This is a genomic window from Ruegeria sp. BK1 (assembly GCF_056535645.1).
In genome coordinates, this window is sequence record NZ_JBQFIS010000001.1 from 3,486,829 (window position 1) to 3,506,939 (window position 20,111).

Here is a 20,111-nt window from a genome sequence, read left to right on the forward strand (position 1 = left end):
CAGCGCCGTCGGCACGCACTATCATTTTCTGGGTGGAGCCATGGCCAAAGATATAGCCATCGACGCGCGAGGCGTGTGGAAAGTTTTTGGGGATCGTTCAAAAGAAGCACTTGCGGCCATTCACGCGGAAGGGTTGGGAAAACCTGAGGCTCTTGAACGATTTAACTGCGTTGTAGGTGTCGCCGATGCCAGCTTTGAGATCGAACGCGGAGAGCTTTTCTGCGTCATGGGGCTGTCTGGATCGGGCAAATCGACCTTGGTACGTCACGTCAATCGGCTTTTGGAGCCGACTGCAGGTGAGATCCTGCTTGATGGCGAAGATGTCATGGGTTTGGGGCCCGAAGGATTGCGGGACTTGCGCAATCGTCGCGTCGCTATGGTATTCCAGAATTTTGGCCTGATGCCGCATCGGACCGTGCGAGACAATGTGGCGATGCCGCTTGAAATTCGCGGTACAGGTAAGGCGCGGCGCTGGGAAGAGGCCGAGCGTGTCCTTAACCTGGTGGAGCTGACCGGTTGGGAAGACAAATATGCGCATGAACTGTCGGGCGGGATGCAGCAGCGCGTCGGGTTGGCCCGCGCCATTGCGTCGGATCCGGAAATCCTGCTGATGGACGAGCCTTTTTCTGCGCTTGATCCATTGATCCGCAAACAGTTGCAGGATCAGTTCATGGCGCTGAGCCGCGAGTTGAACAAGACAACGATGTTCATCACCCATGACCTAGACGAGGCAATTCGCATTGGTCACCGAATTGCAATCATGAAGGATGGGCGCATCGTGCAGGTGGGCACCCCGGAAGAGATCATCCTTAACCCCGCAGATGACTATGTCGCGGACTTCGTCGCCGGAATATCAAAGCTTCACATGATCTTTGCACATTCCGTCATGACACCTGTTGATGAACACGAGGCCCAGAACGGTCCCATACCCGATGACCCTCATCAAGCGCATCCTGAGATGGATCTGGACGAACTCATGAACCTGTGCGTCGAAGGACATGGGATTGTTGCCGTCGTCGATGATGGCAAGACAGTCGGAGTGATCAATCGCACCGGCCTTATCCGCGCAATTCAACAAAATCAGGCGTGAGGACTGGCTATGTCGGATATTAAACCGGAAACCGCCGAAAGACTGGGCCGTCTGGTCGAAGAATTTGTTGGCAACGGCGCGGATTACTACCGCAAAACATTTGCCTATATGATGGAAGCCCCTGGCTATCGCTTCACGCTAAACCTGGCTGCTGCAATCCTTGGGCCGCTCTGGTTTGGCGCGCGCGGTCTTTGGTCGTGGTTTCTGAGCTTTATGGTGCTGGAAACCTTTGCCTATATTCAGATTGGCAAAGGTCTTTTTGGGGATCTTGGCCGCGAAGCCCGGCAGCGCGCGGAAAAAATCGGAGAGACGCTCGACCTTCGTCGTGAACAGATCGCAGTCGCTGAGCAAACAGGGGCATCATCTCTGGATTCCTTGAAACGGGCTGCAGAGTCACTGGAAACAGCTCTGGCACAAGCTCAGGGCGCGGCGGTTCAGGCGGATGCGACTGGACTTGGATTCATTATTGTTGGGCTGCTGTTGTTAGTGGCGTTCAAATTTATCCAAGCCGCTCTTGCCAACTGGACGCTTGAGGGCCAGTTCGCGCGGTGGCGCTCGGACCGAAGCGCGGCCAGTGGGTGGTCACCCCAGCGTCTGCTAGTCGCGGTGTTTCTTTTTGGCAGCGTTGTCAGCCTGTCAGTTATTAAGTTTGCCCAGCCTGATGCGTTTGCTGTGCTGAAGTCCTTTCCCACGGATCGCACCTGGAGATTGACCGTCGGCGATGGCGTTCAGGCTGTATTTGATTGGACCAAAACCACTGGACGCGGTTTTTTTGACAGTCTGACATTCGGCATGAGAACCCTTCTTGACTGCATAGAGGTTATTCTTGTGCAAACCCCGTGGCCCGTCGTCGGGCTTGTCATCGTGTTGCTGGCCTATCTCACTGCCGGTGCTCGCGTTGCCATCTTCACCGGGGCTGCGCTCGCATATTTGGGTTTGCTCGATTTCTGGGAAAAAGCAATGACAACCATTGCATTGTTAGGGGCTGCGGCGTTGATCTCGATCACGCTTGGCATCCCACTTGGGATCTATTGCGCCCGTCGTCCCAAGGCATTTGCAATCGTTCGTCCGATCCTCGATTTCATGCAGTCCATGCCAAGCTTTGTCTACCTGATCCCGGTTGTTGCATTTATCGGTTCGGGCAAACCCGCGGGTGTCGTCGCGACCATGATCTTTGGCAGCCCACCGGTCATCCGCTTTACTGTACTCGGGCTTCAACAAGTGCCTGAAACCGTACGCGAAGCCGCATTGGCGTTTGGTGCGACACCGCGCTATTTGCTGTGGCGTGTCGATCTTCCGCTTGCGGCCAAGACCATCATGGCAGGGGTGAACCAGACTATTCTTCTGTCTCTGGCGATGGTGGTTGTGGCCTCACTGATCGGTGCCAAAGGGCTGGGTGAAGATGTTCTTGAAGCTCTGCAATACGCGGCAGCGGGACAAGGCATTCTTGCCGGTCTAGCGATCTTGTTCTGCGCTCTGATCCTTGACAGGATTGTCGCCGGAAAACGATAGCCGCCGCCTTTGCGAAGGGAAGTCGGTCTAGAGCAGAAGCTGTTTAACGCAAGTAAATGGCCAAAGGTGCGCCAAACCGGACACGCTTATCCGGCTTAGCGCAAAGCCAAGTTTGCGGGTGTAAACCTCAGACCGTTTCCGGCTCGGTTGCCGCCATGAGTGTTGGCAGGCCTCCGATCCGAGCAAGGAGAGACACAATATCATCCACCCCTTTGCGATTTCGAAGTGACGCAAATACGAAAGGTCTGCCGCTGCGCATCCGTGTCGCGTCGCGGTTCATGACGTCCAACGATGCGCCGACATGCGGTGCCAGGTCGGTTTTGTTGATAATCAGAATGTCGGATTTGGTGATCGCAGGGCCGCCTTTGCGCGGGATTTCCTCGCCAGCGGCAACGTCGATTACGTAAAGCGTCACATCCGCAAGTTCCGGGCTGAATGTGGCTGACAGATTGTCGCCACCGCTTTCGATCAGCACCAAATCGACCTCCGGATGGCGGTCCTGCATTTCGGCCACGGCGGCAAGGTTGATCGAAGCATCCTCGCGGATCGCCGTGTGGGGGCAACCTCCGGTCTCGACACCGATGATCCGGTCCTGCGGCAGGATCTGCATGCGCATAAGCGCTTCGGCATCTTCGCGGGTGTAGATGTCGTTGGTGATCACGCCCACCGAAAGCTTGTCGCGCAGTGCCTCTGCCAGAGCGGCGGTCAGGGTGGTTTTGCCTGCACCCACGGGGCCTCCGATGCCCACGCGTAGGGGGCCGTTCATACTGGTCATGTTCGGAACATCCTTGAATATTGGGTTTCGTGTTTCATCGACGCGATGTCGGACAAGAAGGCGGTCGCGCCAAGGTCGTCCATTTTAGCTGCAAGAGCACCCGTTGCGACGCGTTGGCACAACGGGGTCAAATCCCGGATCAACCGCTGGCTTTCTGTCTGGCCCAACGGCACAAGACGTGTCGCGCAGGCGACCAGGTTCGACATGAATGCCTGAAGGTACATCTGCACGGTCAGCGCCAAAGGCAGCCCCCACAGTCCGGCGGCATGGCCCAGCGCGACAGGATAGGTCAGGGGTGGCAGGTCAAGCGACCAGACATCGGCTGTAAGCCCGCTGAACGCCTCACCCAGAAGACGTGTTTCCCGCAGACGCTCGGATGAGGGACAGAAGGCGCGTGCGGTTTGATCGATTTCGGCCAGAGCAACTGCCGGAGCGGTATATGCCGCCGACAGCAAGATACAATCGTTGCGCCCCGTGCCGAACTCGACGACATCGGCAATCCACGCGCCTGTTTCGGCGACCGAGGAAACGCTGCCGCTCTCGATTTCCCATTCCAGCCCATGCGAATAGGCAAATCCGCCTACGGGGTAGGCAGGTGAGAGCCATTGCGCCAGCGTCAGTATGTCGGTGTCAGTGGGCGTGGCCATGGGTCCTGCCGTGGCCATAGGCCCCACCTTCGGGGGTGAAAGGTTCGCGCACCTCTCGCACCGTGGCGCCAAGCTTCAGCAACATATCGCGAATGACGTGATCGATCTGTATCAGCAGACGCTGGGTTTCGACCTGGCAGGGCGTATGACGGTTGCCGATATGCCAGGCGATGCGGGTCAGGTCAGGTGCGGTGACTTCCAGCAATGCTTCGGGGGCGGCCTGAATGACCACCTCGCGCCCGTCATCAAGGACAAGCGCGCCGCCATGATCCAGCGAGGTGGTCTGGGCTAGGTCGATCAGAATTTGCTCGCCGCTGTCGCAGGTCAGAACCTTGCGGCGCAGAAAGCGGTCTTCATAGGTCAGCGACAGATGATCGGCCGGTTCACCATGTGAGTGGTTCGAATATTGGCGCGCGGTGCAGAGTAGGGCGGTCATATGCTTGCCCCCTCTGCAGCGGAGATTTTCAGAGCCAGATCGAGTCCGCGAATACTCGGTGAACGATCCGATCCCGTGTAAGTCCACGTTTGCGAAGTTCTTCGTCGCTGAGCGATTGCAGGAATTCGACTTGCCGTACGCGTGTCTGAGCTTCGGCCACGCGGATCAATGCCAAGTAGATTCGCGATGTGGTGGATGCGATCAGGCCGGACAGTGAAACCCGTGCCGGAGTGTGCGTTGCTGAATGTGCCATTTGGACCCTCGTTTCCGTTGGTCCTCCCATGAGCTTGAAAATGTGTCATGTCAGCCTCATTGAGTAGTGGGTTTTTGGTCATGGCCGCGTTGCAAATGCAGCAACGCAGCACAATTTTTGGTCAAAACATAAAGTACCGCTGGGCCATCGGCAGAACCTCGGCCGGTTGGCAGGTCAGCAATTCGCCATCGGCGCGGACTTCGTAGGTTTCGGGATCAACCTCAACCTGCGGCGTGGCGTTGTTCAGCAGCAGGTCGCGCTTGCCGATATTGCGGGTGTTTTCGACGGCAACGGTTTGCTTTGCCAGTCCCAGTGTATCACCAATCCCCGCAGCCTGCGCCGCGCCCGAGACGAAAGTGATCGCCGAATGCTCGACCGAGCGCCCATAGGCCCCAAACATAGGCCGGCTATAGACCGGCTGCGGTGTGGGGATCGAAGCATTAGGGTCGCCCATCTGCGCGCAGGCAATGGTGCCACCCAGCAGAACCATCTCGGGTTTGACCCCAAAGAAAGCTGGGTTCCACAGCACCAGATCGGCGCGTTTGCCTTCTTCGATGCTGCCGATCTGATGGCTTAGACCGTGGGCAATCGCCGGGTTGATCGTGTATTTGGCGATATAACGGCGCACGCGAATATTGTCGTTTTCGCCGGTTTCCTCGGGCAGGCGACCGCGTTGTTTCTTCATCTTGTCGGCGGTCTGCCACGTGCGGATCAGAACCTCACCCACGCGGCCCATGGCCTGACTGTCGGATGCGATGATGCTGAACGCGCCCATGTCGTGCAGAATGTCCTCGGCTGCGATGGTTTCACGCCGGATGCGGCTTTCGGCAAAGGCCACGTCCTCGGGGATGGATTTGTCGAGGTGGTGGCACACCATCAGCATGTCCAGATGCTCTTCGACCGTGTTCACGGTGAAGGGGCGCGTCGGGTTGGTGGACGAGGGCAGAACGTGGTTCTCGCCACAGATCTTGATGATGTCGGGGGCATGACCGCCGCCTGCGCCCTCGGTGTGGAAGGCATGGATCGTGCGGCCCTTCATGGCGCCCACGGTGTTCTCGACAAAGCCGGATTCGTTCAGCGTGTCGGTGTGGATCATCACCTGCACGTCCATCGCATCGGCCACCGAGAGACAGCAATCGATGGCGGCAGGGGTCGTCCCCCAATCCTCATGCAGTTTCAGGGCGCAGGCACCTGCGTTGACTTGTTCTTCCAGCGCGGCGGGCAGCGAGGCGTTGCCTTTGCCTGCAAAGGCGAGGTTCATCGGAAAGGCGTCGGCGGCCTGCAGCATCCGCCCGATATGCCAAGGGCCGGGGGTGCAGGTGGTGGCCAACGTCCCATGGGCCGGGCCAGTGCCGCCGCCCAGCATGGTGGTCAGGCCGGAATGCAGCGCATCTTCGATCTGTTGCGGGCATATGAAATGGATATGGCTGTCGAACCCGCCGGCGGTCAGGATACGCCCTTCGCCCGCAATGGCCTCGGTGCCGGGGCCGATGATGATGTCAACACCGGGCTGCGTATCGGGATTGCCGGCCTTGCCGATCTTGGCGATGCGTCCGTCTTTCAGACCCACATCCGCCTTGTAGATGCCCGAGTGATCCACGATCAGCGCATTGGTGATGACCGTGTCCACGGCCCCCTCGGCCCGCGTGGCCTGAGACTGCCCCATCCCATCACGGATCACCTTGCCGCCACCGAACTTGACCTCTTCGCCGTAGAGCAGCGCATTGTCGCCCGTTCCCCCAGTCGCGGCAGCGCCGGCGCGTTCGGCGGTCAGGTCGCGTTCAACTTCGATCACCAGATCGGTATCTGCCAGCCGCAGCTTGTCGCCGGTGGTGGGGCCGAACATGGCGGCATAGTCAGAGCGTTTGATTGTTGCTGGCATCAGAGCGACCCCATGACCTTTTGATTGAACCCGTACACCTTGCGCGCCCCCCCGATGGGGATCAGCGAGACTTCGCGCGCCTGACCGGGTTCGAACCGAACGGCGGTGCCCGGCGCGATGTCCAGACGCATGCCATGTGCGGCAGTGCGGTCGAAATCCAGCGCCGGGTTGGTTTCGGCGAAATGATAGTGCGAGCCGACCTGAACCGGGCGGTCGCCGGTATTGGCGACCATGAGGGTGATTGCCTCGGCATTCGCGTTCAGGGTGATCTCACCCTCGGCTGGGAACAGCTCTCCGGGGATCATTTGTTCAGCTTTGTCATCACGACCAAAGCTGCCAGCGCGACAACCGCCAAACCGACGCCCAAAGTGGCATAGTCCGTACCGTGCGCATGAATATGCGTGTCGGTATGGGCAGCGGCAGGGCCAGCAAGGATCAGGGCTGGGAAGAGCATACGGGTCATATTTGTGTTCCTTTGTTAGCGAATAGGGTTGTGGACGGTCACCAGTTTGGTGCCATCAGGGAAGGTGGCTTCGACCTGAACTTCGTGGATCATCTCAGGCACGCCTTCCATGCATTGCGCGCGGGTGATCACTTCGGCACCCGCTTGCATCATGTCAGCCACCGATCGGCCATCACGCGCGCCCTCGACCACGGCGTCGGTGATCAGCGCGATCGCCTCGGGGTGGTTCAGCTTTACGCCACGGGTCAGCCGCTTTCGGGCGACCTCGGCGGCCATGGCGACCAGCAGTTTGTCTTTTTCACGGGGGGTCAGGTTCATGTCAGATCATCCAGCATCTGGGAAGCGTGTCATTGTTCAATCGCCGCAGAACCGGCATCAGCGTGCGGCGGAGGGTAAAGCTGTTCTCGGCCAGCACCCGGATTACCAGCAGATCGTCTTGGATCAGCGAGGCTCCGGCGGTTTCGGATAGCATATCGCGGATGGGGTCGAGTTGGCCCTCGGCTGTGGTAGAGACAAAGGCAACCAGCGCCATTGCCCCCGCGCCGCCTGCGATATGCGGTTTGGCCAGATGCGCGTGCAGATCACCGGTGAACTGCATCGCGTCGAGAAACAGGGGGGTGCCATCGCGCAGGATCTCGACTCGGTCGCGCAGGCAGATATCGGTCAGGGTCTCGCCCATCGCCATGCGGCCAAAGACCAGCGGTTCTACCATCAGTGCGGTGGCTTCCGGGGCAAGGTCGATCTGCAACCGACGCTCCAGCGCGCTGCCGTCAAACAGGATGGTTTCCTGCGGCAGCCAGTTCAGCCGCGCACCCGGAGCGGCGCTTAGGTGGTTCACGATCTGGCCCGAGGGACCAGGTTTGGCTTTATACGCGCGCTCGCAGGCCTGAGTTGTTAGCGTCAGGGTGGTGTCGTCGCCCGCATGGCCGGTAAAGCGGAAATTGTCGCCGCCGGTGATCCCGCCAGCGGTGTTCAGCAGCACCGCATCCAGTGCGTCGCCATCGGTGCGCGGAAACAGGCACTTGAACGAGCCCGACTGCCGGAACCCGTCCAGAACCGAGGATGTGCCCAATCGTTTGGCACTCAGCCGAATCGCACCTTGCGCGCGCGGCGGGGTCGCGGCTTGCGTGGGCAATATCGAGGCATGATGTGTAATGGCGCACCTGCGGATCACTTTGTTCTGCCGCTTGTTTCGCCGTTTGGACGTCGGAACTCTATTCTGCCTTGTCGGAATTGGGCCAATATCCGGCGGATTGGATTAATTTTTGAGCGAATTGGTTAACGACTGCCTGAAAATTAAACAAATGAGGCGGATTGTCGGAAATGATCTGTCAACTATTTGCCAAATTCTCTGCGATGCAGAAACGGTATGGGTGCCCGCCACGGGGACGATCCCCGAGGGTGTGTGACGGCTGCGCGAATTGGACCTCGGACACAACCGCCACACGGATCGCAACAACAGTTGCGGGGATCAGGTAGAAGAAGAGTGCGTATCTGCGCAAGCCCTCTCTCCCGGCCCCGCCCAGGAGAATCATATGACATCTCTCAAATCCACGCTCGCCGGATCTCTTGTCTTTGCCGCCATGGCGACCGCTGCACTGTCTGCCGAAGACACGATCAAAGTCGGTGTATTGCACTCGCTTTCTGGCACCATGGCGATTTCGGAAACCACGCTGAAAGACACCATGTTGATGCTGATAGACCAGCAAAACGCCAAGGGTGGCCTGCTGGGCAAACAGCTTGAGGCGGTTGTCGTCGACCCCGCATCCGACTGGCCGCTGTTTGCCGAAAAGGCGCGCGAGCTGCTGACCGTGCATGAAGTGGATGTGATCTTCGGCAACTGGACCTCGGTCAGCCGCAAATCGGTTCTGCCGGTGATCGAAGAACTGAACGGCTTGCTGTTCTACCCGGTTCAGTATGAGGGCGAAGAATCGTCCAAGAACGTCTTCTACACCGGTGCCGCGCCGAACCAGCAGGCAATCCCTGCGACAGACTATTTCCTGGAGGAGCTGGGGGTCGAGAAATTCGCTCTGCTCGGCACAGACTATGTCTACCCCAGAACCACCAACAACATTCTGGAAAGCTATCTGAAGGGTAAAGGCATCGCGGACGAGGATATCTTCGTCAACTACACCCCCTTCGGTCATTCCGACTGGTCCAAGATCGTTGCGGACGTGGTTGCGCTGGGTGCAGATGGTAAGAAAGTCGGCGTGATCTCGACCATCAATGGCGACGCAAATATCGGCTTCTATAAGGAACTGGCAGCAGCAGGCGTTTCGGCGGACGATATTCCGGTCGTGGCCTTCTCGGTCGGAGAAGAAGAACTCTCGGGTCTGGATACCACCAACCTGGTCGGTCACCTGGCCGCGTGGAACTACTTCCAGTCGGCAGATACCGATGTGAACGCCGAATTCGTTGAGACGTGGAAAGCCACCATGGGTGAAGACCGCGTGACCAACGACCCGATGGAAGCACACTATATCGGCTTCAACATGTGGGTGAACGCCGCGACTGAAGCCGGCTCGACCGAAGTCGACGATGTGCGCGCCGCGATGTACGGCCAGGAGTTCCCGAACCTGACCGGTGGAACCGCAGTCATGCTACCGAACCACCACTTGGCCAAACCGGTTCTGATCGGTGAGATTCAGGAAGACGGTCAGTTCGACATCATTAGCGAAACTGACGTTGTTCCGGGCGACGCCTGGACCGACTTCCTGCCGGAATCGGCGGTACTGAAGTCTGACTGGAAAGATCTGGGCTGCGGTATGTACAACACCGAGACCAAGACCTGCGTTCAGACGCTGTCGAACTACTAAACGACACGCAAGGCGGGTGTGATCGCCCGCCTTGCCCTTAAGACACCTCGGGTTTCTCTACATGTTACGACTATTCCTTGCGGGCCTCGCAATCCTGTGCGCCTGCCTGACGGCCAACGCGCAAGAGGGCGGTCTGCAACCGATCCTGCAAGAGCATCAGGAGATCATCGCCAAAAGCTCGCGCAAGACGATCGGACCGGCGATTGAAGCGATTGCCAGCAGCGGGTTGCCGCAAGCGCAGGTCATGCTTGAGACGTGGGCCGCTAAAAATGTGTGGATGCGCAAGTCCGATGGCCTGTTCTTTGCCGGCAAAAAGGGTGAAGGGCGTTCATATGAGCTGACCGATTTCGACACCGGAGAGGTCGTCGGGACGTTTGAGAAATCCGACCTGAAACAGTTGAAACCCAATAGCGGCATCCGCGCGATGATCGGCACGGCACTGGTACAATTCCAACTGACCGACCCGGATCTTGCAAAACGACTGGCCGCTTTGACGTCTATCCAACGCGATCCCGAGGGCGCTCTGCTTGAGCCGCTGCGCGCGTCGATTGATGGCGAACCCGACGCCGATCTGAAAGCGCAGAAGCAACGCCTCGAGCGGTTGCTGACCATCGGCTACGACGAAGATACTGAAGCCCGTGTGGCCGCGATCGAGGAGATGTCCGACGATCTGGGTGTGGACGTGCGCGCGGCTTTGAACCCTCTGGTCGTGACCAAGCTGCAGACGGCGACAGATTTACCTTCGGATGTGAATATCGCCGGTGTACTGCAACCGGGCTCGAATGACCTGTCGCGTGATGCCGCCTATGATCTGTTGGTCGCGGGTGACCTAGCCAAACCCCGTGTATCGCCCGATGACATCCGCACGGCGCTGGCCGCCAATATAGACGGAGGCCGCGTGGGCGGTGTTCCGGTTGCGCAACTGACCACTGACGCCGCCCGGGCGCAGGCTTATGCGGCATTGGCCGAAGCCGGAACTGTCCCCGCGTTGATCACGCAGACTGACATCGACGCAGCGCTGGGCGCGCATGTGTTCTTTGAAACCTATACCGAGCCTTCTCCTGAAGTCACAGCCGCCGCCGAAAAGGCGCTGGACCAAATCGAACTGAAGGTCGGCCTGAACCAGACCCTCGACCTTACTCTGGACGCGATTTCTCTGGCCTCGATCTATTTCCTCGCCGCTATCGGTCTTGTCATCACCTTCGGCGTGATGGGCGTGATCAACATGGCCCATGGCGAGTTCATCATGATGGGCGCCTATACCGGCTATGTGGTGCAGCAGTTTATCCCCGACCATACGCTGTCGATCATCGTCGCCATCCCGATGGCCTTTGCCGTCACTTTCGCCATGGGCGTCGCGATGGAGCGGCTGGTGATCCGTTGGCTTTATTCTCGCCCGCTGGAGACTCTGCTGGCGACGTTTGGTATCTCTATTGCGCTGCAACAACTGGCCAAGAACATCTTTGGCACGCAGGCCCGCCCACTGACTGCACCGGGCTGGCTGGACGGAGCATGGGTGCTGAACGATGTGGTCTCGATCAGTTACATCCGTATCGCGATCTTCGTTCTGGCGATGATCTTTCTGGGACTGTTCCTGTACATCATGAAACGCACGCGGCTGGGGCTTGAGATGCGCGCCGTCACGCAGAACCCGCGCATGGCCGGGTCGATGGGCATCAACCCGGGGCGGGTGAACATGCTGACCTTTGGCCTCGGCTCGGGCATCGCCGGGATCGCGGGGGTTGCGATTGGGTTGTTCGCCAAGGTCACGTCCGACCTAGGCAGCGATTATATCGTGCAAAGCTTCATGACCGTGGTTGTCGGCGGTGTCGGCAACATCTGGGGTGCTCTGGCTGGTGCGGGCATGATCGGCTTCCTGCAAAAGGGGATCGAGTGGATGAACCCGTCGAATACCCTTGCAGCGCAGACCTACATGATCATCTTCATCATCATTTTCATCCAGTTCCGGCCAAGGGGCATCATCGCCCTCAAAGGCCGCGCGGCGGGGGATTGAGCCATGGAACGCAGCTTTGTCGCCAAAAACCCATCGGTGCTGGTCTTTCTGGCTATCCTGTCCCTGTTCACTTTGGGCGTTACCGTCCTGTCCGAAGGGTTCGGGATCGGCGTGATCTCGACCAGTTTCGTCAAGACGCTGGGCAAAACCCTGTGCCTGTGCCTGATTGCCGTGGCGATGGATCTGGTCTGGGGTTTCACCGGCATCCTGTCCCTCGGCCATTTCGCCTTTTTCGGGCTGGGCGGTTACATGATCGGCATGTGGCTGATGTATGAACGCACGCGGCTGATCGTCGTCGAGTCACTGTCGCAAGCCGAAATCCCTCCGACGTCATCCGAGGTCGTGGACGCCATCGGCACGCAGATCTTCGGTGTGGTCGGGTCGTCCGAGTTCCCGTTGATCTGGGCCTTCTCGGACAGCCTGTTTCTGCAGCTGGTACTGGTGGTGCTGGTACCGGGCCTGCTGGCACTGATCTTTGGTTGGCTGGCGTTCCGCAGTCGGGTGACGGGCGTCTACCTGTCGATCCTGACCCAAGCGATGACTTTGGCACTGGCGCTGTACCTGTTTCAGAACGACAGTGGCTTGCGCGGCAACAATGGCCTGTCGGGTTTGCAGAACCTGCCGGGTGTTACCACCTCGCAGGACGTGGTGTCGGTCTGGTTCCTGTGGGCCTCGGCACTTGCGCTTGGCTTGGGATACATGCTGGCGGCATGGGTGGTGTCGGGCAAGTTCGGCTCGGTCATTCGCGGCATCCGCGATAACGAGGCGCGGGTGCGGTTCCTCGGCTATTCGGTCGAGGTCTACAAGCTGGCCGTCTTCACTCTGACCGCCTGCATCGCCGCCATCGCGGGCGCACTCTATTATCCGCAGGCGGGCATTATCAACCCCGAGGAAATGGCCCCCATCGCCTCGATCTATCTGGCCGTTTGGGTCGCCATCGGCGGGCGCGGTCGCCTGTACGGTGCCGTCATCGGCGCGGCGTTCGTCAGCCTGCTGAGCACATGGTTCACCGGCGGGCAGGCCCCGGACATCCCGCTGGGGTTCTATACAATCAAATGGGTTGACTGGTGGCAGGTGCTGCTGGGCGTGTCCTTCGTGCTGGTCACACTGTTCGCCCCACAAGGGATCGGGGGGCTGTTCGACCTCTGGACCAACCGCAGGGCACCGCAGCGCCACGGTGCGGCCCTGGGGCCTGATGAAAGCGCGTTGCGCGAAAAGGAGGCCACGGAATGAGCACTCTGCTAGAAGTCAGCGGCGTTTCCGTCACCTTTGACGGGTTCCGCGCCATCAACAACCTGTCGTTCCAGATCGGCAACGCGGAACTGCGCGCCGTGATCGGGCCGAACGGTGCGGGCAAGACCACTTTCATGGATATCGTCACCGGCAAGACACGTCCTGACGAAGGCCGCGTCATCTGGGGCGAGAAATCCGTTTCCCTGCTGCGCATGAGTGAGGCCAAGATCGCGCAGGCCGGGATCGGGCGGAAATTCCAGAAACCCACCGTGTTCGAAGATCAGAGCGTGCAGGAAAACCTGCTGATGGCGCTGAAGAACAAACGCGGATGGTTGGGCGTGCTGTTCTACCGCCCTTCAAAGGGCGATCTGGAGAAAGTCGAGGAACTGGCCGCCGAGATCGGCTTGAAGGACGAGTTGACCCGCAAATCGGGCGAACTCAGCCACGGGCAGAAGCAATGGCTTGAGATTGGGATGCTTCTGGCACAGGAGCCGCGCTTGCTTTTGGTAGACGAACCCGCTGCCGGGATGACCCCGCAGGAACGCGAACACACCACCGATCTTCTGGTGCAGGCCGCGAAAACCCGCGCCGTGGTTGTGGTGGAGCATGATATGGAGTTTGTCCGCCGTCTGAACTGCAAGGTGACTGTGTTGCACGAGGGCTCGGTTCTGGCCGAGGGGTCCTTGGACCACGTGACATCAAATCAGGACGTCATCGACGTTTATCTGGGGCGCTAGGCGATGCTGAAACTGAACGATCTGACCCTGCACTACGGGCATTCGCAAGTCCTGCACGGTGTTTCGATGCAAGCCGCGCAGGGTGAGGTGACCTGCGTGATGGGCACCAATGGTGTCGGAAAGACCAGCCTGATCAAGGCAATCTCGGGCACGCATCCCCGCTCTGGCGGTACGCTGGAGCTGAATGGTGAGGCCCTCCCGCCCTTTCCGGCGCATAAAATGGCGTGGAAGGGGGTGGCATACGTTCCCCAGGGGCGCGAGATCTTTCCCCTGCTGACTGTGCGCGAAAATCTGGAAACTGGCTTTGCCTGCCTGCCGTCCAGCGAACACTTTATCCCCGATGAGATTTTCGACTTGTTCCCGGTTCTCAAGAAAATGCAGAACCGCCGCGGAGGTGATCTGTCAGGTGGCCAGCAACAACAACTCGCCATCGCACGTGCCCTGATCACCAAACCCAGCCTGCTGCTGCTGGATGAACCTACCGAGGGTATTCAGCCCAACATCATCCAGCAGATCGGTGAGGTCATTCGCCATCTGCGCTCTAAAGGTGAGATGGCGATCGTTCTGGTCGAGCAGTATTTCGATTTCGCCTATGACCTCGCTGACCGCTTCGTTGTTCTGAGGCGCGGTGAGATTTTGATGCAAGGATCGCGGCAGGAGCTGTCGCGCGACCGGGTTCTGCAAGGCGTAACAGTGTAGAACACTCAATCCGCGAATTGGGGGCAAATGTGGCCGATCTGTGTCCTCAGATCGGCCATGGACGTGTTTGCGTGTGAAATAAGCGGGAATCACCGATCGAATCGCTGATTCAACGCAAGAGCAAGGTCACAAATCTGCCTTAAACGACAAAAATTTCCCGTTATACGGGAAAACCTTTTCGTTTGTGGGGAGGCTCTAAAGGTTCACGGCTGGTAAACATTTTATTAACGGGGATGCTGCCTGGTACCTCGTAAGCGTGCGGATTTCGCACTTGGTAAAACAGTCTGGAGTAAAAATTATGTCGAATACTATTCGCAATTTCTTTCTGAAGCTGCGCAAAGACGAGCGCGGTGCGACCCTGGTCGAATATGGCGTGGCCCTGCTGCTCGCCGTTATTGTTGGCGGTACTGCACTGATTAGCATCGCGGAAGACACCTCGGCCAACTTTGATGATGCGGCAAATGTTCTTAGCGATGTTCGCGATGTGGCGACACCCTAATAATATAGTTTGTTCTGCGGCAGTCACGGTAGTTGGTTGGGCTATGTCTTGTTACATTTTGTCACGAGATACCAAGCACACTTGTTAGGAAGTAATCTAAGCGCCGCAGAGCTGACGTTAGTGAAGTTGCCCCCGCCTTTTTGATGGGGCGGGAGCAACACGTAGATGGTAAAATGCGTCAGAGTGAATGCTAAACTGCTCAGTCTTTTTGAACACCGCCCAAACCTGACAGCCATTATTACTTTCGGAAATTGGAGGGCAAAATGCGCGTTAAATCTCTATTAATGTCAATCTTCGGTATTGGTCTCGCTGGAGGCGCTGTGCTCTGGACCCAAGACCAGCTTGAGCGAAACCAAGCAGCAGCTGTGGATGCGAGTATCGTGCGGGTTGTGGCTGTATCAGAAGACATTCCGTTTGGAAGCCCGATTGAAAGTCATAAATTGACTACGATCGAGTGGCCAGCCGAAGCAGTGCCCGTTGGTGTCTTTACCAATTACAACGATGTTCTTCCCACGGCGGGTGGAGAACCGCGCCGGGCCAAACGCGCATTGGCCCAGGGTGAAATTCTTCTTGCTTCGAAAGTATCAGAATTTGGCGAGAAAGTTACCATCGTGCAGACGCTTGGCGAAGGTAATCGTGCCATGGCGATCAACGTAAATGCGCAAACCGGCGTCGGTGGGTTTGTAACCCCTGGTGACTATATCGACATTGTTCTGACACGCGGGCGAGATGAGGAGTTGCGCGCCATTACGATCCTTCAAAATATCCGCATAATTGGTGTCGACCAGCAAGCCGATGAAGAAATTGACAGACCTGGCATTGCGCGGACCGTTACCGTCGAGGTGACTCCGGAACAAAGCCAGCGTTTGGCCCTGGCACAGAAGGCCGGACAGCTGAGCCTGTCTCTGCGTTCACTGGATGAGACTGAAAACAAACCTCTTGAGGCTGTACGTTTGAGCGACATCCTGCTGGAAAAATCACCAGTCGAAGATGGTACCCCGCAACCTGTTGTGAAAGTGCGTCGCGGTATCTCGGACGTTCAGGAAGAGAAGGTAACTATTACGGCAACCGACGACGAGGTTCCGCTTACGGACACATCCAGCACCGTGAATTGATGCTAGTCAGGGTCAGGGAGGGTAAACGATGACTTTTGTTTCCAAGTTCCAGAAAGAAGAAGACGGAACGATCCTGATTTTTGTGGCACTTAGCCTGGCCATGATCCTCGGCTTCGCCGCCCTGACCTTTGACCTTGGCCGTATGGCCTCGACCCAGACCGACCTGCAGTCTTATGCCGACCATGTGGCATTGGCCGCGGCGGGCGAACTTGACGGCAATGCCGACGCTATTACCCGCGCGCGTACAGCCGCCGAGAACATGATCGCGGATCGCCAATTCTTTGCCGATGGGGATCAGACGCTTGACTCGGCCGCCGATTTCAGCTTGCGCTTTCTGACCGGTTTGCCGGACCCTGCTGTCGACCCTGATGATGATGACGCGGTCGACGCATTTGTGACCACCGATCCACTTGCGGCAGTTATGGTCGAGGTGCAAGCAACGCCGCGAACCGTTCTCCTGCCCTTTACACGTGGTTTGGCTGCGTTGTTGGGGGCCCCTGCTCCGAATGAACAAGTCGGCGCGACCGCGATTGCTGGCTATACAGCTTTTGCTTGCGATGTGACGCCTCTGATGTTTTGCATCCCGAATGGCTGGACGGCTAACGCAAATGTCGGTCAGGCTATCCAGTTGCGTACCGGTGGCAACAGTTCGGCCTGGGGGCCGGGCAACTTTGGCTTCCTTGATCCTCAAGATATCGGGATCAATCCCAACGGCCCCTGTGCGGGTTTGAATGGATCAAGCCTTTATATCTGCCTTATCGCCGCCGAGGGTAACTTGACTAAGTGTGTGTCGCAGCGTGGGGTGGACACGGAACCGGGGCAACGGAACGGTATTGGTTCGGCCATCTATAACTCTCGTTTTGATTTATTCCTCGCAACGATGAACAGCTTGCGGAATGATCCTGCCTATGCCCCTGGTCCTCAAGTTATTGCTGGGTGGGAGAACCCGACGGGCCAGTGCTTGAAAAACAATCCAACGATTTCAGATGACACCATGCCGTTCCCGCGCGACGACTGTTTTGATGCCGGAAACTGCGCCACATTGGTGCCCGAAGGTGCCGGCCGCTTCGGTGATGGGGACTGGGATGATGGGAGAGCCGCCTATTTGGCGACGAACTATGGTACTGGAACAGACCCTTTAAACCCGCTGCAACCACATCCGCTGATTGCTGATGGGACCATAAGCTTGCCTACCGGCAACACGCGCTACCAGATGTATCTGGATGAGATTACCAAGTTCGCTGGCCGTGACATTCTTGAGGGACGCAGTGAAACTGGTCGTCGGCAATGTGCGAGCACAACGAACCCTGACCCTGATCGCCGCACATTCATCGCCGCCGCTATCGATTGCGATACCAATCCAGTTGCAGGTCGAGCTGTGGACGTGCCGGTGCAGGAATTCGTAAAAGTCTTTCTGATCCAGCCACTGGAGCAAACCTCGGGAACTGATTTCGATATCTACGTCGAAGTGGTCGAACAGGTCGGTGGCGCCGGAACCGGTATTGACGAAGGTATCTTCCGCGATGTCGTGAGGTTGTACCGGTGAAACGTCTGATGTCCCTTATCTCACGACTCAAGCGCTGTGAATCCGGTGCTCCGATGGTCGAATTCGCACTGGTCATGCCCCTGATCTTGCTGTTCTTGGCGGTGATCATCGAAGGGGGCAGGATCACATGGATACACCAATCCACATCCGCCGGGGTCCGCGACGCTTCGCGAATGATTGCGCGTATTGCACCATTGGATCTGTGCGAGACGGGGACCCCCGGCGATTTTCAGGATTTGGAAGATTTGGCGACTGATATTGTTGAAACACAATTGGATGGGTCGACTGTAATTCCGGCAGGCGCAATTTTGTCGGATGTGTCTTTCGCTTGTTTCGAGCGGGCTGGTGACTATCGTTTGAATCCCACCTCGGTGGTCGAGGTTACGGCCGATGTACGCATTGATTTGATATTTGGTGGAATTTTTGACTTTTTTGGTGACGGGGTTGGCGCGTTGAATTTCCAAGTTGCGGATCAAAGCAGGGTGTATGGCGTATGAACCAGGTTCTTCATATCCTACAAGCGTTTGCCCGCAATCAGCGTGGTGCCGCTTTGGTCGAGTTGGCAATCGTCATCCCGCTTTTTCTGTTCCTGATTTTCGGGGTCGTAGACTACGGGCGTCTTTACTGGTCGACGACGGCGTCGCAAAAAGCGATGCACACCGCTGCCCGTTTGGCGACGGTTGGCCCACCGCAATGTGGAGCGTTGCCGGCAACTCACACACTGGGCCCTGGTGGAGATGCGAATACCCGTTTTGGGGCCTTGTGCCGAAGCAATGGTGGCATTTGCGCTGTCCCCAATCTTCCGGCGCCGTGCACGCTGGATACTTCGACCCCGTACGGCGCGCGCATCTGGAACCAGATCGGTCCTCTGTTGCCGCCGGGCACAGGACCTGCGAATGTACAGTTCACTTATTCACATGATGCCCGTCTGGGATTCCTAGGTGGTCCCTATACCCCGGTCGTGACGGCTGATTTGATCGGTGTCGATTTCAATTTCGTAATGCCGCTGGCTGGTCTGGCTGCGTTGGCCTCGGGCAATCCGGCGGTCACGTCCAATACCCCGAACAGTATTTCCCTTCCCGCGATGAGCACTTCGGTTCCTGCCGAAGACCTGGCTGTCGGGGCGGTAGAGTAAGGAGTAAGATAATGAATTCCAAGCAGATTTCAGTGTTTTTGATTTCGCCCGATGAAGAGATTTACTCGGCCATCGAAGGATCTCTGGCGGATCAGGAGAATTGCAGCTTTACCGGTCGGAAAGAAACGGTGTCCGGCGTCAATGGAAAGGCCGCAAACCTTGCGTCTTTGCATGATGTTGTCCTGTTCGATGTCGAAGATGACGCCGATGGTGCGTTGAAGACGGCGCAGAATATCTGCGATGCGCGGATGCCCAATGCCATTATCATCGCGCTGGCCCCCGAAGATCTACCGCTGGAAAAAGCGCGGCAGCTTACGAAACTGGGCGTGGACGAGGTATTGCCCCGAAATGCCATCAACGAAGAGATCGTGCCGCAGGTGGATGCGATCCGCAACCGCCGTCAGGCGCAACTGCCCACCGTTTGGAGTGGACATGCAACTCTCGGCAAGGTGATTGCGGTTGCCAAGTCGCGTGGCGGGGTTGGGTCCTCGCTGGTGGCTGCGAATATGGCAAACGAGTTGCAGGCCAAGGAGGGTTTCTTCAAGAAGAAAGCGACCAATGAGGTTGCGGTTGTGGATCTGGATTTCCAGTTCGGGTCGATCGCGGCGCTGATGGACGTGGAAGAAAGCGACGCGATGTGGCGCATGGCGATGGATGAAAGCATCCCCGACGGTGCGTTTCTGGAACAGGCTATGGTCAAGGCACCCTGCGGTGTTGACGTTCTGGCTGCACCCTCGCGCTACGGCCCGCTGTCAGCCATTCAGGAAGACCAGATCACGGCAATTCTGGATAACCTGAAGCGGACTCATGACTATGTGGTCGTCGATCTGCCGCGGGCCCTGGTGGAATGGATCACTCCGGTGCTGACACAGGCCGACAGGCTGTATCTGGTCACGGATGTCGCAGTCCCGTCGGTGCGGTCCGCCCGCAAACTGATGGATTTCTATCAAAGCGAGAACCCCGCCATCGATATCCAACTTGTGGCGAGCCTTGAAAAGAAACCTCTGTTGCCCGCAGCCCATCACCGCGCAGCGGCGAAGTTGCTGGAACAGGATTTTGCCCATTGGGTGCCCAAGGATGACCGCACGGTTCGTGAATCCGTGGACCGGGGCATCCCGTTGCAAGATGTTTCCAACCGTGCGCCAGCAACGCGAGCAATCAAGAAACTGGCCGATGACGCGCGCGCTGCTATGCCGCCGCGTGTTAACAACTCGTAATCGCATATCCGCAGACGTGAAGTGAATAGTAGTAAAGGTTTA

22 protein-coding genes are annotated in these 20,111 nt (G+C 57.9%); 13 read left to right on the forward strand and 9 right to left on the reverse strand.

Annotated elements, in window-relative coordinates; all coding sequences use genetic code 11:
* The first annotated feature begins 40 nt into the window (after positions 1-40).
* Both ACR3E7_RS17295 and ACR3E7_RS17300 read left to right on the forward strand, forming a co-directional pair.
* Positions 41-1,090, forward strand: coding sequence for a quaternary amine ABC transporter ATP-binding protein (locus ACR3E7_RS17295; protein WP_480505042.1), 1,050 nt, complete (start codon positions 41-43; stop codon positions 1,088-1,090).
* A gap of 9 nt (positions 1,091-1,099) precedes the next feature.
* Positions 1,100-2,602, forward strand: a complete 1,503-nt coding sequence (locus tag ACR3E7_RS17300; protein ID WP_480505044.1) for an ABC transporter permease — start codon at positions 1,100-1,102, stop codon at positions 2,600-2,602.
* A gap of 127 nt (positions 2,603-2,729) precedes the next feature.
* Here ACR3E7_RS17300 and ureG read toward each other — a convergent pair whose 3' ends face one another.
* The 9 genes from ureG to ACR3E7_RS17345 all read right to left on the reverse strand — a co-directional run bounded on the left by ureG (position 2,730) and on the right by ACR3E7_RS17345 (position 8,232).
* Positions 2,730-3,377 carry an urease accessory protein UreG gene (gene ureG, locus ACR3E7_RS17305; protein ID WP_480505046.1) on the reverse strand — a complete coding sequence of 216 codons (648 nt, stop codon included), beginning with the start codon at positions 3,375-3,377 and terminating at the stop codon, positions 2,730-2,732.
* On the reverse strand, positions 3,374-4,042 hold the full coding sequence (locus tag ACR3E7_RS17310; RefSeq protein ID WP_480505048.1) for an urease accessory protein UreF: 669 nt from the start codon (positions 4,040-4,042) through the stop codon (positions 3,374-3,376). Before ACR3E7_RS17310 ends, ureG begins: the two co-directional genes overlap by 4 nt.
* A complete protein-coding gene (locus ACR3E7_RS17315) occupies positions 4,008-4,460 on the reverse strand; it encodes an urease accessory protein UreE (RefSeq protein WP_170790646.1) in 453 nt (150 codons plus the stop codon). Before ACR3E7_RS17315 ends, ACR3E7_RS17310 begins: the two co-directional genes overlap by 35 nt.
* A gap of 28 nt (positions 4,461-4,488) precedes the next feature.
* On the reverse strand, positions 4,489-4,713 hold the full coding sequence (locus ACR3E7_RS17320) for a DUF1127 domain-containing protein (RefSeq protein WP_170790649.1): 225 nt from the start codon (positions 4,711-4,713) through the stop codon (positions 4,489-4,491).
* A 121-nt stretch (positions 4,714-4,834) separates the two neighbouring features.
* Entirely contained in the window at positions 4,835-6,595 is a 1,761-nt protein-coding gene (gene ureC, locus ACR3E7_RS17325) for an urease subunit alpha (RefSeq protein WP_170790651.1), read from the reverse strand.
* Positions 6,595-6,900, reverse strand: coding sequence for an urease subunit beta (locus ACR3E7_RS17330; RefSeq protein ID WP_170790659.1), 306 nt, complete (start codon positions 6,898-6,900; stop codon positions 6,595-6,597). Before ACR3E7_RS17330 ends, ureC begins: the two co-directional genes overlap by 1 nt.
* Positions 6,897-7,058: a hypothetical protein gene (locus ACR3E7_RS17335; protein ID WP_170773783.1), complete on the reverse strand. Its 162-nt coding sequence runs from the start codon at positions 7,056-7,058 to the stop codon at positions 6,897-6,899. The genes ACR3E7_RS17330 and ACR3E7_RS17335 overlap by 4 nt, the downstream gene beginning before the upstream one ends.
* Positions 7,059-7,073: 15 nt before the next feature.
* Positions 7,074-7,376, reverse strand: coding sequence for an urease subunit gamma (locus ACR3E7_RS17340; RefSeq protein WP_170790661.1), 303 nt, complete (start codon positions 7,374-7,376; stop codon positions 7,074-7,076).
* 1 nt (position 7,377) lies between these two features.
* On the reverse strand, positions 7,378-8,232 hold the full coding sequence (locus ACR3E7_RS17345; RefSeq protein WP_480505051.1) for an urease accessory protein UreD: 855 nt from the start codon (positions 8,230-8,232) through the stop codon (positions 7,378-7,380).
* A 361-nt stretch (positions 8,233-8,593) separates the two neighbouring features.
* Between ACR3E7_RS17345 and urtA the strand changes: the two genes are divergently transcribed.
* The 11 genes from urtA (at position 8,594) to ACR3E7_RS17400 (ending at position 20,069) form a co-directional block, all read left to right on the forward strand.
* Positions 8,594-9,874, forward strand: a complete 1,281-nt coding sequence (gene urtA / locus ACR3E7_RS17350) for an urea ABC transporter substrate-binding protein (RefSeq protein ID WP_480505053.1) — start codon at positions 8,594-8,596, stop codon at positions 9,872-9,874.
* Positions 9,875-9,935: 61 nt separating this feature from the next.
* Positions 9,936-11,888, forward strand: a complete 1,953-nt coding sequence (gene urtB, locus ACR3E7_RS17355; RefSeq protein WP_480505055.1) for an urea ABC transporter permease subunit UrtB — start codon at positions 9,936-9,938, stop codon at positions 11,886-11,888.
* A gap of 3 nt (positions 11,889-11,891) precedes the next feature.
* Positions 11,892-13,121 (forward strand): urea ABC transporter permease subunit UrtC, encoded by a 1,230-nt coding sequence (gene urtC, locus ACR3E7_RS17360; RefSeq protein ID WP_480505057.1) that lies wholly within the window; start codon positions 11,892-11,894, stop codon positions 13,119-13,121.
* A complete protein-coding gene (urtD, locus tag ACR3E7_RS17365; RefSeq protein WP_170773791.1) occupies positions 13,118-13,858 on the forward strand; it encodes an urea ABC transporter ATP-binding protein UrtD in 741 nt (246 codons plus the stop codon). Before urtC ends, urtD begins: the two co-directional genes overlap by 4 nt.
* A 3-nt stretch (positions 13,859-13,861) precedes the next feature.
* Entirely contained in the window at positions 13,862-14,557 is a 696-nt protein-coding gene (gene urtE, locus ACR3E7_RS17370) for an urea ABC transporter ATP-binding subunit UrtE (RefSeq protein ID WP_480505059.1), read from the forward strand.
* A 298-nt stretch (positions 14,558-14,855) separates the two neighbouring features.
* Positions 14,856-15,056: a Flp family type IVb pilin gene (locus tag ACR3E7_RS17375; protein WP_480505061.1), complete on the forward strand. Its 201-nt coding sequence runs from the start codon at positions 14,856-14,858 to the stop codon at positions 15,054-15,056.
* A gap of 263 nt (positions 15,057-15,319) precedes the next feature.
* Entirely contained in the window at positions 15,320-16,171 is an 852-nt protein-coding gene (gene cpaB / locus ACR3E7_RS17380) for a Flp pilus assembly protein CpaB (RefSeq protein ID WP_170786951.1), read from the forward strand.
* Positions 16,172-16,199: 28 nt separating this feature from the next.
* The gene (locus tag ACR3E7_RS17385; protein ID WP_480505063.1) at positions 16,200-17,717 is read left to right on the forward strand and encodes a pilus assembly protein TadG-related protein; all 1,518 of its coding nucleotides are present in this window, start codon (positions 16,200-16,202) and stop codon (positions 17,715-17,717) included.
* 8 nt (positions 17,718-17,725) lie between these two features.
* The gene (locus tag ACR3E7_RS17390) at positions 17,726-18,214 is read left to right on the forward strand and encodes a TadE/TadG family type IV pilus assembly protein (RefSeq protein WP_170786946.1); all 489 of its coding nucleotides are present in this window, start codon (positions 17,726-17,728) and stop codon (positions 18,212-18,214) included.
* Positions 18,211-18,852: a TadE/TadG family type IV pilus assembly protein gene (locus ACR3E7_RS17395; RefSeq protein ID WP_170786944.1), complete on the forward strand. Its 642-nt coding sequence runs from the start codon at positions 18,211-18,213 to the stop codon at positions 18,850-18,852. Before ACR3E7_RS17390 ends, ACR3E7_RS17395 begins: the two co-directional genes overlap by 4 nt.
* 11 nt (positions 18,853-18,863) lie before the next feature.
* Positions 18,864-20,069: a CpaE/TadZ family protein gene (locus tag ACR3E7_RS17400; RefSeq protein WP_480505066.1), complete on the forward strand. Its 1,206-nt coding sequence runs from the start codon at positions 18,864-18,866 to the stop codon at positions 20,067-20,069.
* Positions 20,070-20,111: the final 42 nt, after the last annotated feature.